At 39.4% G+C, this 13,912-nt stretch carries 15 protein-coding genes; 9 read left to right on the top strand and 6 right to left on the bottom strand.

Going from position 1 to position 13,912, the window contains the following annotated elements:
* Positions 1-255 (top strand): hypothetical protein (locus tag VRK28_RS14335; protein WP_332394059.1); only part of this gene is annotated, 255 nt, incomplete at its 5' end.
* A 58-nt stretch (positions 256-313) separates the two neighbouring features.
* Here the strand turns inward: VRK28_RS14335 and VRK28_RS14330 are convergent.
* The 4 genes from VRK28_RS14330 to yejK all read right to left on the bottom strand — a co-directional run bounded on the left by VRK28_RS14330 (position 314) and on the right by yejK (position 3,579).
* A complete protein-coding gene (locus VRK28_RS14330; protein WP_332394058.1) occupies positions 314-1,180 on the bottom strand; it encodes a PhzF family phenazine biosynthesis protein in 867 nt (288 codons plus the stop codon).
* Entirely contained in the window at positions 1,180-1,692 is a 513-nt protein-coding gene (locus VRK28_RS14325) for a GNAT family N-acetyltransferase (protein WP_332394057.1), read from the bottom strand. The genes VRK28_RS14330 and VRK28_RS14325 overlap by 1 nt, the downstream gene beginning before the upstream one ends.
* Positions 1,693-2,142, bottom strand: coding sequence for a DUF3291 domain-containing protein (locus VRK28_RS14320; protein WP_332394056.1), 450 nt, complete (start codon positions 2,140-2,142; stop codon positions 1,693-1,695). It lies immediately after the preceding gene.
* 420 nt (positions 2,143-2,562) lie between these two features.
* On the bottom strand, positions 2,563-3,579 hold the full coding sequence (gene yejK, locus VRK28_RS14315; RefSeq protein ID WP_054554703.1) for a nucleoid-associated protein YejK: 1,017 nt from the start codon (positions 3,577-3,579) through the stop codon (positions 2,563-2,565).
* Between the two features lie 63 nt (positions 3,580-3,642).
* On the opposite strand from yejK, the gene VRK28_RS14310 reads away from it, so the two are divergent.
* The 6 genes from VRK28_RS14310 (at position 3,643) to VRK28_RS14285 (ending at position 9,310) form a co-directional block, all read left to right on the top strand.
* Positions 3,643-3,855, top strand: coding sequence for a DUF1414 domain-containing protein (locus VRK28_RS14310; protein WP_036967930.1), 213 nt, complete (start codon positions 3,643-3,645; stop codon positions 3,853-3,855).
* 5 nt (positions 3,856-3,860) lie between these two features.
* Positions 3,861-5,354: a DUF3413 domain-containing protein gene (locus VRK28_RS14305; RefSeq protein WP_332394055.1), complete on the top strand. Its 1,494-nt coding sequence runs from the start codon at positions 3,861-3,863 to the stop codon at positions 5,352-5,354.
* Between the two features lie 75 nt (positions 5,355-5,429).
* Positions 5,430-5,909: a DUF4124 domain-containing protein gene (locus VRK28_RS14300; protein ID WP_287202802.1), complete on the top strand. Its 480-nt coding sequence runs from the start codon at positions 5,430-5,432 to the stop codon at positions 5,907-5,909.
* Positions 5,910-6,000: 91 nt separating this feature from the next.
* Positions 6,001-7,725, top strand: coding sequence for a bifunctional isocitrate dehydrogenase kinase/phosphatase (gene aceK, locus VRK28_RS14295; protein ID WP_332394054.1), 1,725 nt, complete (start codon positions 6,001-6,003; stop codon positions 7,723-7,725).
* A 16-nt stretch (positions 7,726-7,741) separates the two neighbouring features.
* Positions 7,742-8,680 carry a LysR family transcriptional regulator gene (locus VRK28_RS14290; protein WP_054554698.1) on the top strand — a complete coding sequence of 313 codons (939 nt, stop codon included), beginning with the start codon at positions 7,742-7,744 and terminating at the stop codon, positions 8,678-8,680.
* Positions 8,681-8,866: 186 nt separating this feature from the next.
* Positions 8,867-9,310 (top strand): ferritin-like domain-containing protein, encoded by a 444-nt coding sequence (locus tag VRK28_RS14285; RefSeq protein WP_332394053.1) that lies wholly within the window; start codon positions 8,867-8,869, stop codon positions 9,308-9,310.
* Positions 9,311-9,628: 318 nt separating this feature from the next.
* On the opposite strand, the gene VRK28_RS14280 is transcribed toward VRK28_RS14285, so the two are convergent.
* A complete protein-coding gene (locus VRK28_RS14280; RefSeq protein ID WP_332394052.1) occupies positions 9,629-10,024 on the bottom strand; it encodes a hypothetical protein in 396 nt (131 codons plus the stop codon).
* A gap of 615 nt (positions 10,025-10,639) precedes the next feature.
* A complete protein-coding gene (locus VRK28_RS14275; protein ID WP_332394051.1) occupies positions 10,640-11,068 on the bottom strand; it encodes a hypothetical protein in 429 nt (142 codons plus the stop codon).
* A 603-nt stretch (positions 11,069-11,671) separates the two neighbouring features.
* On the opposite strand from VRK28_RS14275, the gene VRK28_RS14270 reads away from it, so the two are divergent.
* Both VRK28_RS14270 and VRK28_RS14265 read left to right on the top strand, forming a co-directional pair.
* Complete coding sequence (locus tag VRK28_RS14270; RefSeq protein WP_332394050.1) at positions 11,672-12,505, top strand: tyrosine-type recombinase/integrase; 834 nt, start codon at positions 11,672-11,674, stop codon at positions 12,503-12,505.
* Positions 12,502-13,593, top strand: coding sequence for an IS91 family transposase (locus VRK28_RS14265; RefSeq protein ID WP_332394049.1), 1,092 nt, complete (start codon positions 12,502-12,504; stop codon positions 13,591-13,593). Before VRK28_RS14270 ends, VRK28_RS14265 begins: the two co-directional genes overlap by 4 nt.
* Positions 13,594-13,912: the final 319 nt, after the last annotated feature.

Genomic DNA, 13,912 nt, shown 5'->3' with positions numbered 1-13,912 from the left:
GAACCAGTTAAAACTGAAGAACCAGTAAAAGCTGAAGAACCTGCTAAAAATGAAAAAACTGTTTTAGTAAAAGGTTCAGCTAGCGCTGCAATGGCAAAACCTACGCCAGTTGCAGATAGTGAGCCAGAGCCAACACCATCGGCTATGGCGCATGACAAGCGTACAGCTATTCCAGATAGCGGCCTTCGTGCAGGTTCAATTAAACCTGCTGGCAGAGCCCGTGCTGATATGGCAAAAACCTTAGCGGCTGATTAATTTAGTCACTTAATAAAAAAGCCGCGTTTATAACGCGGCTTTTTTGTGTGTAATGCTTTTAAATAACAACCTGTTGAGTACCTAGGTGATTGGCATAACCACCTACAAGAACCTTATAAACACCCTGCTCATCCGAATAAACACTGGCAGAAATATGTGAACTGCACCCCATTGCTCGGCCTTGTTCAAACTTGAAATGGTTTTCTTGCTGTACAAATACATGTTTTGATAAGTAGCATGCAAGCGCGCCACTGGCGCTACCGGTTGCTGACTCTTCGGGTATACCAACCAAAGGCGCAAAGTTACGACAACTTGCGGTCAGCTCACTTTGCTCTTCACATAATTCAAAGGCATGCACACCAATCACATTATGCTGTTGGCAGAACTCGCTAAGCGCTGCCTCATCAATAACAATATTATCTAAGTAGCTATTCCGCACAGCGACTATAATATCCGGCAATCCTGTAGTTATTACATCGATCGGCAAGCCGGTTTCTGACAGTGTTGCTTCATCAAGCCCTAGTAAGCCTGCAAGGTCATCATAAGCAAAGTTGCCAAGGTACTTTGGTAAGGCTTGCTCCATGGTAATTTGCCCATCTTCAGCAATTGTTACACCTAACAAGCCCGCTTTTGTTCGTTGAGTGTAATAACCAGGTTTTAATAACCCTTGTTCGAAGAGCGTAGCAAACACCGCTAGGGTTGCATGGCCACAAAAATCAACTTCTTCCGTTGTCGTAAAAAATGACACAGCAAAGTCAACTTCATGATCTTGCGCAACAAATGCGGTTTCTGAAAAGCCAATTTCTTTTGCAATCGTCAGTTTTTCTGCGTTTGTGAGTTTATCTGCATTCAACACAACACCTGCTGGGTTGCCGCCTGTATTATTTGCACTAAACGAGTTAACTAAAAATGCAGTTATTATCATTATTGTATGCCTTGGTTTAAGTTTAATTCATAAAACAACATGCCATTTTCCTTAGATGCTTGCTTTTCAAAAGCCAACTTTTTTAAAAGTTTAATTGATGGCGTATTTGATTCATCAATACCAGCAATGAGCTTATGCCATTGTGACTGAGTACCAGCGAGGTTTATAAATCCCTGCAATAACTCAAATGCAAGACCCTGCCCCCAATATTGCTCAGCTAACAAATAACCAATATGAGCATCATGGTTTTCGGTATATATAAATAAAAGCCCAACAACTTCTTGATGTTGAGATTGCAGCATTAATAAGCAGCACTCGTTAAGCATGTTAGCCAACCACTTTTCAGCAGCAGCAATAGAATCTATCCCCTGAAAATAACCTGGTAAGTTTGCAACTACAGCGGGGGTTAATATCGCAGGTAAAGCGTTAACTAAGGCAGTTTGCTCTGACTTTGCTACATTAGAGTTTATTTCAATGACGTTTAGTCTCGGTGTATTAAATGAAAGAGCCATTTAACCTCTTAGATCTTCAGCCGTAAAATTACTTTTAAATGTAAAAGCATGTGGTGTGTCGCCGTTTTCACGAAGATATTGCAACCTTTCTAATGCCTCTTGAGGTCTTGGAATATGGTTATCTTCAATCCACCATAAAACATAGCTATCTTCTGCTAAGCGGTGAAACCATTCACCTTTTCTGCGCATAAAATCTCTGTGGTGAGTACGAAACATAAAGTTTTTGAGATCTTCAACGCTTTCCCACACAGACATATTGATAATCATATTTGGATCATCAAACAATTTAATATTGGTGGCATCGCCTGATTCGTCTTTTAATCGCCATACAAAACCAGCACTGCTTTCAGCAACGCCATTTATTAAATCAAGATTATCAACAAAATCTTTTATCTCTGGGGCATCCAATGGATATTTGGCAAGAGCGATATTCAATTGGGCAAGTTTCATTTATGACTCTCCTTAGCCATCGGGGAAGTTTGTACCTTGAGTGTATTAAAACTAAGCGATACTGAAGGAAAAGAAAAGCATTTTTACGCCTTCCACTATTCGAATTTTTATATTAACCATGCTTAAAACCATCAGTAGATGTTTTACTAAATCAATGATGGCAAATGGAACTGCTTTATCTAATCTCCGCCACCGCAATCACCGCCGCCGTCAGAACATGAACTGTCTGATGAACTAAAGCAAAGAAAATATTAGAAGTAAATTTTTACTTTAGCTTAGGTAAATCGAGTTGAAATTCTAAAGCTGTAAATTCATCTCTAGTGTAAGGCCCAAAACTAAAAAGCCCAGCAAGTGCTGGGCTATAAAACGAGTATTTATAAGCTTATCGCTTAAAACTTAGAGCTTTAAGCTTAAGCAAGATTAACTTTCGTCTTGCTCCATGAAGCGCTGAAGCTGGTCTTTAAGGTTAGGTGGAATACCTTTAATCACTAGTGTATCGGTTGCTTCGTTATACATGACGCGCTCACCTAAGTGTTTACGTTCAAAGCTCACGCTAACACCGCCGCCCATGCCAGAAAACTTCACCATGCTAGTGACTGTTTTCTTATCAACAGGGAACGACTCTTCTAAGTCATAGCTTTGCTCTTGGCAGAAGCTTTCAAATGGGCTGTCGTCATTTTTCGATAAGGTTGCAGAAAGCTCTTTAACGTTGGCATCTTCACCTGTGGTTACGCAATCATTACAGTAATCAAAAACTTGCTTACGTAGCTCGTCTTTTTCTGACTTGTCGTATTGTTGCTCAGATAAATAATCTTCTACAGCACTAAGCATAACTTGGCTTTGCTGTTTAGGATCAATGCCCTCTTCGCAGCCTAAAAAGTCTAAAAAGAAGTCAGCCACTTTACGACCTGCACGACCTTTAATAAACGACACATAGCGATTATCTTCTGGTTGAGTATCCCACGCAGTTAAATCGACACGTGCAGCTAGTTGCATACGCGAAATATCTAAGTGACGAGATGAAGCTAAATCAAGCTCAGAAGTAATTGAGTAATGCTCTTTAATATTGATCATCGCAATTAACAAGAAGTCACTTGCAACATATTGATAATGGCAAAAAACTAAATAACCCGTTTCATTAAAGGCATACTTATTTAACTCTTCTTTTAGCACATTTGTTGCTTGCTCTGTCATGTGCCAAAAACCAAGTTCGTCGTTACGGTAACTTTGCATAGCCGAAGCAACAATGCTGTTTTTCTCGCCGCTGAATGCACAGTAGCCTTTACCTGGCTTACCATTATATGCATGGTGTAGCTGCTCTATAAAAACGGCTACTTTATCGTTAACAACCATCTCATCATTGCGTAAATGAATATCTGTATCGTCATCTTTTTTGTCTACATAATGAACGACTAATTTTTTAACATCTATTGTCATCTTTGTTTTTCACGCCTCTGGTGTTAAAATACGGGAATATAACTCTTTTTATCGAACCAACTGATGCCTATCATATCAAAATATTCTAATGAGCAAGTAGAACAAATCGTTGATCAGCTGATTGATGTACTAACAGAGCACAAAGCGCCTGTTGATTTAAGCCTTATGTGTTTAGGAAATTCTATCACGCATATTTTAAAAGAGCATGTACCATCAGAGAAAAGACAAGCTGTTGCCGACAACTTTGCAAAAGCATTAGCACAGTCGGTTAAATAAGATTTATGAATTTATCGCAACAAAGTCAGTTTTCTTCAAAAGTAAGTCAGCTTTTAAGTTGGGGCCATTGGTTCACCTTTGCAAACATAGGTTTAGTGCTATTTATTAGCTTAAGCTACTTAGTTGCAGACAGTGCACCGACAACCTTCATGGGCTATTTATACATGCTCGTGACCTGGTTAAGCCACACCAGCTTTATTACTTTTATTGCCTTTGTTTTAACGATATTTCCATTAAGCTTAGTGTTTCCATACCCTCGGCATATCCGGGGTATGGCAGCCATTATTGCAACCCTCGGCGCGTCATTCTTAACGCTTGATGCCTATGTTTATTTTAACTTGGGCTATCACTTAAATACGTCTGCTCTACCTGAAATCGTTTCTTTGTTGTGGCACCGTTTAACAAGCTCACCGGCATTAACAACGATTCTTGCGGGCGGCATTGTACTGCTAATTTTAGCGTTCCAATTATTAGTCAGTAACTACACCTGGCACCACTTGGCGCGTTTAAAGCAATATAAGTTCCCGCGCTATGCAACCAGCACAATTTTAGTGTGTTTTGCACTTAGCCACAGTATTCATATTTGGGCAGATGCCAATTTAAAGTTTGATATCACTAAACAAGATAATGTATTGCCGTTGTCTTACCCTACAACAGCTAAAAGCTTATTAGCTAAAAACGATTTACTAGATCTAGAAAGCTACAAAGAAGCACACGATGTGAGGCTTGACCCACATAATATTGATTACTTAGCTCCTACTCCACTTGCCGAGTGCAAAGCTGAGTCAAGTGCGACTATCGATATTTTAATATTTGAAAATAATGCTGACCTTGAGCAATTTGTTGCCACTGAGCCTGCATTACGTAAGACAGACTTGTTCTTACAACCTGTAGAAACAGAAGATACGTTATTTAGTTTAGTGTATGGCCTGCCAGCATTTTACAAAGCCCCTATTCTAGACAAACAGCAACTGCCTGTGTGGCTTGCTGATAATCGCTCAATTCAAATTAATGGTTTTGAGCAATTCGAATTTATTAATAACGATGATAAAAACCCAGCGGTTCGCCTTGTACGTGCAGACGCTACAACACAAGCACGTGAATCTGCTAATGCCGTATTTGCCTTTAGTCTTGCACAGCAGAGCAATGGTATTGTTACAGCTTCTCGTTTATACAGCTCAGATAAAAAAGTTGTACAAACCGAAGGCCTTATTCAACCAAGTGATATTATCGCCACCAGTGTAGGCCATTATTTAGGTTGTAAAACACTCGCAAAACAAAGCATGTTGGGTAGTAACTTATACAAACGCCATGACGACACCGGTGTTAACTACTCGCAGAATGTATTTATCGCATTTAAAAAAGACAGAATTACCCTGATTGATTCAGATGGTAACTTTAAAAACATTTCAGCAGCACAAGGCTTTGCCATTGAACAAGGCTTAGATATTCCATTCTTAGTGCAAAGCATTAAAAAGCTGAAACGATATACGCCCTAGCGCTTATTGATAAATCAATATTTCGAGCTAGCTTTAGATATTAGACACCTTATTTGATTAGGAGACACGGACGTCATGAAAGCCATAATCATTTATCTAATATCGCTTACACTAGTTTGTTTTACCAACACATCACTTGCTGCCACCACAGAATACTATAAATGTGTCACAGACAGAGGCACGGTATTTAGTGAGTTCCCCTGTGGTAGCCGTGCAACCAAGCACAAAATTCAAGTCACCGATCCAGACTTACAAGCTCCGCAAAACTTTGTTAAAGAGCTCAACGAGCTTGAGCGCCAGCAAATTATCAGAAACCTCGAAGCTGAAATTCGCAGCTATAAACACCGTTTAGATATTTTAAGCCGTGATCGAGACCGAGCTCAGTACCAGCAAGAGCAGCGCTTAAACCGAATTTTGTCTGATAAAGAAGCGAAGCAAATTAATAAAGACATTAAAAAGCAGCTAAAAGCAATTAACAAGCAATACGGGCGCGACGTAAAAAGCGTTAATAAAAAACTCGCAAAACTTGAGAAAAAACTCGCTCGCTATAATTAAATACACTTTACTATTGGGTTTGAAGAATAAATAACATATTCTTAACACCAATAGAGTTATTGCTCTATGTTGGTATTAGTAAGGAGTTTATATGCAGCCACAACACATTGCAGAGTTAATTTTATCTGGGTTTCGCAATCACTATAAACTCTTTCAAGCAATTACAGCCAAAGCACCACTTGCGTTTGCGCATCGTGATTGGCAAAAAATAAATGAGATTAGCAAACTTAGAATTAGCCATTACGATGATCGGGTGAACGAAACCATTGCTAAGCTCAAGTCGCTCAACGAACAGCAAATTATTACCTTAGATCAAACCTGCTGGCTCGAAACCAAACAGCTCTATCAGCAATTTTTGCGCTTTCACCCTCAAGCAGAACTCGCCGAAACCTTTTACAACTCTGTTTTTTGTCGTTTATTTCATCGTCGTTATTTTAATAATGACTTTATCTTTGTAAAAGCAACGCTTGCGGATGCCCCCGCACTACCAATGGAAGTTGAATACCGCAGTTACCACCCTGTTGTTGATGGCTTAAGACCCACAATACGCAAAATTATTAATCAGTTTGACTTTAAAGTGCCCTTTGTTGATTTAGAACGCGATATTCGCTTGCTGGTAAAAGCCTTTTATAAACAAGCGCCCGATACACATCACCAAGCATGGCAAATGCGCTTTGATATACTGCAAGCCCCGTTTTACCGAAACAAAGCGGCTTATATTGTTGGTCGTGTGGTATCAGAAAGTGGCGTACAGCCATTTATTATTGCGGTATTGCACCATGAAGACAAAGGATTATACCTAGATGCCCTACTTACCAAATCATCGCAAATGCGGGTTATCTTTGGTTTTGCGCGTGCTTACTTTATGGTTGAAACCCATGCGCCATCAGCGTTAGTACGCTTTTTAAATCAGCTTATGCCAAACAAGACCCTGGCAGAGCTATACAATGCAATAGGCTTTCATAAACAAGGTAAGACCGAGTTTTACAGAGAGTTTTTAAGTCATTTAGATCATTCAAACGATCAGCTTGTAATTGCCCCTGGTACACCGGGTATGGTGATGATGGTATTTACCCTGCCGTCGTTTGGATATGTGTTTAAAGTCATTAAAGACACCTTTGGAGAAAGCAAACCCTTTGGCCGCGATACCGTATTAAAACGCTATCAATTAGTAAAAAGCCATGACCGTGTTGGCCGCATGGCCGACACCATAGAGTATTCGAACGTCGTATTTCCACTAGCCCGATTTGATAGTAAATTACTTGCAGAGTTACATAAAACCATTGGTTCTTCGATGATTATTGAAGGCGAATGGTTAATCATTAAGCATTTGTATATAGAAAGACGGATGACACCGTTAAATCTGTATCTTGAAAATGCCAGTGAACAGCAAGCGTTTGAAGCAATAGAAGAATATGGCCAAGCTTTAAAAGAAATGATCGCCGTAAATATTTTCCCAGGCGACATGCTGTTGAAAAATTTTGGGGTGAGTAAACATAATCGCATTATTTTTTACGACTATGATGAAGTTCAGTACCTAACAGACATGAACTTTCGCGCCTTACCAAAAGCAAAGTCGTACGATGATTACTTAACCAATGAGCAAAGTTACTCTGTGGCACCGCAAGATGTGTTTCCAGAGCAATTATGTACCTTTGTGACAGCAAACCCGGTGTATAAGCAATATTTATTGAGTACACACCCAGAGCTTGAAGATCCAGCCTATTGGCGACAAGCACAATACAATTATAAGCAAGGTGTAGTTAGCCACATTTATCCATACCCTGCTGCACAACGATTTATCCATTATTGGTAAACACCAAGGACACACAATGAATATAAGTAAAATAGATTTAAACTTACTTGTTTACCTAGATACGTTATTAAGGGAGTGTAATGTAACTAAAGCAGCTAACCAGCTAAGCATTACCCAACCTGCCATGAGTAATGGCTTAAAAAGACTCCGCAATTTATTTAACGACCCTATTTTAGTTCGTACCAGCGAAGGTATGGTACCGACAGAGCGTGCAAAAGAGCTACAGCCGGTGATCCGCGGCATTTTAATGACCCTTGAAGAAACACTTGCACCAAACCGCGAATTTGAAGCATCACAAAGTAAACGTGTTTTTCGTATCATGGCCAGTGACTACGCAGCAAGCACTCTTGCCCCACGCTTATTAAGTAAATTACACGAAGAAGCCCCCGATACTACACTCGATATTTTGACCCCAAGTGATGTTACCTTCCACGATGTTGAAAACGGTAAGGTAGATATGGCTATCAACCGCTTTGAAAACTTACCGCAATCGTTTCACTATAAACAAATATGGAAAGACAGCTTTTGTTGCCTAGTAAAAGCAGATAACCCAATTATCAAAGACTTTAGCCTCGACAGCTATTTAAAAGCACGCCACATCTGGGTAAGTAAAACAGGCTTTGGTGTGGGCGTTGGTATGGACCCTAAAGATGTGCAAAAGCTAGGTTGGGTTGATGAGGCGCTCGCTCACTTTGGTAAACACCGTAATATTGCCACCTTTACCCGTAACTACCACGTTGCCATCCACTTAGCGAAAGAACAAAACTTGGTTGCTACATTACCATCAAAAGCCGCAAATATTTATTTAGACGATCCGGGCCTTAAAATTCTTGAACCGCCATTCCCTATTCCGCCGTTTGAGCTCGATATGATTTGGAGCCCGCTATTACACCGTGATGCAAGCCATATTTGGTTACGCCAAAAAGTTGCCGAAGTAGCCGACGAGCTTAAGTAAGATTTTACCAACCAAATTGTAATTATTGCTGATAAGCCAAGCGTTAGCTTAGCTTATCAGCAGCATCCCTCCTATTAAAAATCAATAACCAACTGAAATACAATAACTTTATATTTGAGTGATGAACTGGAATATGCTTTGCAAGTATCTAATTGCATTGTTTTTAATATTCAAAAAGAGGTCATTATGAATACTCATCAAGGACAAGACGTTCATCATATTGCAGATATCATCCAAGTTATGAATAGCGGTATCGATTTTTATGAAAAAGCACAGAAAAAAGTAACCGACCCAAGCATAATTGCCTTATTTCAACGCATGATAGATGCGCGTAAAGTAAGTGTTGAGCGCTTACAACCTTATGCTATTAACGAAAATGGCGAGCGCGAAAATGGCTCTGATTTTGCTGTAGAAGCGCGTAAAGCTTATACATCAGTAATCACCAAACTCGGTGCCGACAAAAACGCCACCTATGTTAGTGAACTTGAAGAGGTTGAAGATAAAACACTAGCCGAAATCAAGCATGCGCTTAAAAAACCACAGCCACATGATTGTGAAGCCGCGTTATCAAAAACCCTGCTGACAATTCAAAGTTGTCATGCTGAAATGAGTAAAATGAAAAAGCATTAAATTGTGAGAGTGCAAAGCCCAGTTAAGCTGGGCTTTTATCTGTTTAATTTAGATGAGCGATTTGTAGCTCTTCTGATATTTTAACTATTAGTAGTAGCTTCAGCGTCAGGCAGCTACGTGCATGCCCAAGGCTCTCGTGCCCCATATGACTTAAGTTGTTAGATTTCCAGTCAAATACTAGTGACACACGAACAGAGATCCCACCCCATCGTCTTCATCGTAATTTGGAAACAATCTGATCTAGAATTAATTGAAGTTACCTCACTAAAACATTTAGCAATATGGCGTGTTAAGCATGCCCATAGTCTTGCCTGTTTATTAACTATTTTTTGTGAAATGTTTTTCTGCAACAACTTTAAGAACGTTGTAACCCATTGTGACAAGATCATCTGTTATTTGGCGAGGATTTTGACCTAAAAAACAAAAGTTGGCTTTCCCAATAATACCAACTCCTGCTGTTGTGATGGATTTTATGTGCAGCCCTCCTACTTTTATTGCTTTACAATCTTTAATATCCTCAGCTGTTGGAGGCTTTCTACCTGACCAATCTATTAATGCAGCTAAGAATAACCTGCTCTCTATTTTACTTTCATGTATATACATAAGTTTAGAAACTACGATACCACAAGCATATTTCCCATCGCTAAGAGCAATCGGCCAATAATGACCTGGCTCTAGGTACGATGTCGACTTTGGTGTAAACGGATACTTCATAAAGTTAATGCCTTAATGAATAACAAAATTTAGATTTCTTTTATGAGTTTATTAGGTAAAAATACCAAACTTTGTAAGGGCTTGAACAACTCCCACTTGTATAAAGAAAACTCCAAAAGTAAACAAAAACGACCACATAATAGATATGCCTAATACTATAGAGTAAACAATAGAAACAGCGATATAGGATGCCATTAAACCCAAAAAACCACCAATAAGCATCAAGCATAACATTGAAAGAAAAGTTCCTATAAATACTGAAATAGCACAGAGTTTTAATTCATTATTAGTAGCACCAAAAATTGTAGCTCCAATTTTTACTGGCAGAATTGTTAATGAGAAAAGTACTAAGAAAAAGCAAAACCATTGATTCAGTTTGAAAATTTAAATCCATTTAAACCTCTTTTAAAATGCCGGAATAACCAGCAAAAAATAGCAGGCAAAATTAGCGATTGAAAAGCACATGCCTGCTGTTTTTTGCACTTTATTTAATTTCCTTATTTCCTACAGCTATCACTTACTTGCCGTGCCACTCACCCAGTTAGGGAAAATGAACTTCAATACCCGTACAATTGTGTAGTTACCACGCACAACAGCCATGCATCAATGTGTTTGTTATAGAGACTTTTCAGGTAAGTCACTTATTTTGTATATCACTCGTGGTCCCATACAAAATTCTATTAAACCATCATCTCTTTTCGGAAACTTGTAATAGATGGCTATAGAAGCTTTACCCAACATATTAGTAGCAAGCTGGAAAGTTGAAACTCTATAAGATCTCAACTCGGGTCTTTGATCAAGATCAAATGGTTCATTAACAAATGTGGGAACGGTCAATAAAGGTTGATCAAAATTACTTTCAAACGAAATTTCAGCTCGAAAAGCTTTAGCCTCGCCGTAATCCAAAGGGTAGTAAACTTCTATATGCGATATCTCACCGTAAATACTTTGAGTTTTAAAAGCTGATACCCCACTCGTATTTTCAGTCGAGCAAGCAATGCTAAAAAAGGAAGTTAATGAAAGTAAAAATACTAGAAATCTCACTGTATCTCCTGAAAGTAAAACGCCATTGCAAGAATTTGGTAAACACTATTTATCTTTTTTAGTGGCTCGTTATATACCCCTCAACTCCGAAAGCATAAATTCTTCAGTAGATAAACACAATGTCAGCTCACCGTTTGGACCTATTGGAGGTTGATAGGAAACCCTAACCTTTATTTTGTCTAAAGCCATAGGGGAACATAATTAAGACAGCGAATAACCCTCCGCCGTAAAATCATCTAAATTAAGTACTTGTAGTTCTTAATGAGTACTGTCGATAGAGTATATAGTCCTCAATGTAATTAAAATACGGAGAGAGTTTTTCATTTACAATCCTTCTAACTGTATATACGTAAAGCTACAATTTAATCACTCGCATAGTCAAGAAACGACCCTTTCGCTCGTTTTATACAGTTAAAAAGCTAGCACTACTAGATTTTTATAACACTAGCAATTAGTTAACAAGTTTGTTAAAAAAGTACCAATAAGAAAAACGCGCAATTTGCTCGCTATAAACATGTTGAACTAAGCCGCTACGCGGAGATCCTATTCTTATCATTTGAGCCACACTTACCTTGGGGTTATCCCATAACTTGGAGGTAAGTCATGAATACACTCATTGAACAAGTCAAAACTGAAATAGCCTATCGAGGTTATTCGCAAAGTACATGTAAAAACTACAGTGAACATTTACTAAAACTCAGTCATTACTTTAATAAACCGCTCGACTTAGTCACAGATGATGAGTTGAATATCTTTTTTAACGATCCTGCCATTCGCAAACTTTCTAGATCAAGCCAAAAAGTACAGATAAACAGCATTTGGTTCTTGTTTAAACATATTTTACACCGGCCATTGAACTTAGATATTGCACTGCCAAAAGCAAAGTCGCACGCACCCACCTATTTGTCGCGTGATGATATGCGAAGACTGATAGAAAGCTGTACGGATATGCGATTAAAAACGTTAATAGTGGTTTGCTATGGCTGTGGCTTACGCATTGGTGAGCTGCTACATATTAAAGTGCAAAACATTGATGGACAGCGAAAAACCATATTTATTGAACAAGGTAAAGGGGATAAATCACGTTATGTTGTAGTTTCAGATAGCGTACTAAATCAATTACGTTGTTACTGGAAAATGTATCACCCAACGGGTTGGATGTTTTACTCGCGATTGTTAATGGATAAACCGATGTCAGCATCGACCTTTAGGAAGCCATTGAGAAAACACGCACAAGCGTGTGGTTTAAAACACTGTAATCCACATGCACTACGCCACGCTTATGCAACACACCAACTTGAATCAGGTATGCCACTTCATCAACTGCAACATCAGCTTGGGCATAGTGATATTAAAACCACACAAAGTTACTTACATTGGTTACCAGAGTTAGGTCATGGCGGCATTGATCTGCTTGCAGGTTGGGCTAAACAATGAGCGCTTTGCATCTCGCTGATATTTTAAATTCAAATCTTGAGCATTATCGGCAGCATCATACGATGAGCTATCAACAACTGCGAGTCTGTCAGCACCTGCAATCATGTAGAACAGGTCAGCTCGGTTATCAAGCATGGCAATGTGATAACTGTGGGGAGTCGCAAAAAATTGGGTGTAGTTGTCGAGACCGCCATTGCCCGCGTTGCCAAGGCATGGCCACGGCTAAATGGGTGCAAAAACAGCAGGAAGATTTATTACCGTGTCGGTATTTTCATCTTGTTTTTACGCTCCCTCATGAGTTGAATATCATTGCTCACTATAACCCAAATGCGTTGTATCAGTGTTTATTTAAAGCGACATGGCAAACGCTAAGTAAATTTGCGAAACGGAAAAAGCATGGTCAGTTAGGCATGACAAGCGTACTGCATACGTGGGGGCAAAACTTAAGTCAGCATATCCACTTGCATTGTTTGATACCCGCAGGGGCGCTAAATAAAGCGCACTGGCATGAAATAGAAAAAGGCTATTTATACCCCGTAAAAGCGTTATCAACAGTCTTTAGGGGTAAAATGCTAGCGGAACTTAATGAATGCGATAGTTCATTCGCGAAGATAAACACCCCAACAAAGTGGTGTGTGTATAGTAAAGCCTGTTTAACGTACAGTGAAAAGCTCGTGAGCTACCTTGCGCGTTATACCCGAAAAGGCGTGATGTCAGAATCGCGGTTCGTATCAGCGAATGAGCAGTCAGTGAGCTTTAAATATCGCGACTATGCAGATAACAACCGCGATAAAGTCATGACACTGAGTTGTGATGATTTTTTACGGCGCTACTTACAACATGTATTGCCGAAAGGGTTTATGCGTATTCGCCACTATGGCTTTCTAGCTAATGCGTGCCGCAAGCGAAAGTTAAGGTTAATAAAGGCTCAAGCATCAGCAACTCCATTCAAAGCGGTGAAGCCGAAGGTAGAGCAAGAACGACTAATACCGCATTGGCCTTGCCAGTCATGTAAAGTGGGTATCTTACGATTTATTGGCGTGATGAATTCAGACATGGCGACAAATAAAATAGCGCGAACGAGTTAGCAGCCTTGCTTGCTGTATCAAATCAATGAGTTAACCTGCTTAACTGTTCAGGCTAGTCGCGGCTGCGCGTAAGAAAAACATCCTTGCTTAACGGTTAAACATTCGGTTTAATAAATAGATAATAAACGCTGAGTAATGCAGGGAAAGCTTAAATTATAATAGGTAAGCTTATTAAACTAGCTGATTTAGCTAGAGCCTCTAAAAAGCAAATTCCCATAGCATAAATAGCACCAACTCTGACACACCGAGCAGGTAGCGCCTCAGTCCAACAAGCGATTATGCAACACAAACTGCGTGTCGCATAAATACTAAAATGTTA

Source organism: Pseudoalteromonas sp. P80D2, assembly GCF_036680945.1.
Classification (GTDB): Bacteria; Pseudomonadota; Gammaproteobacteria; order Enterobacterales; family Alteromonadaceae; genus Pseudoalteromonas; species Pseudoalteromonas shioyasakiensis.
This window is presented reverse-complemented; position numbering and strand designations above follow the sequence as displayed.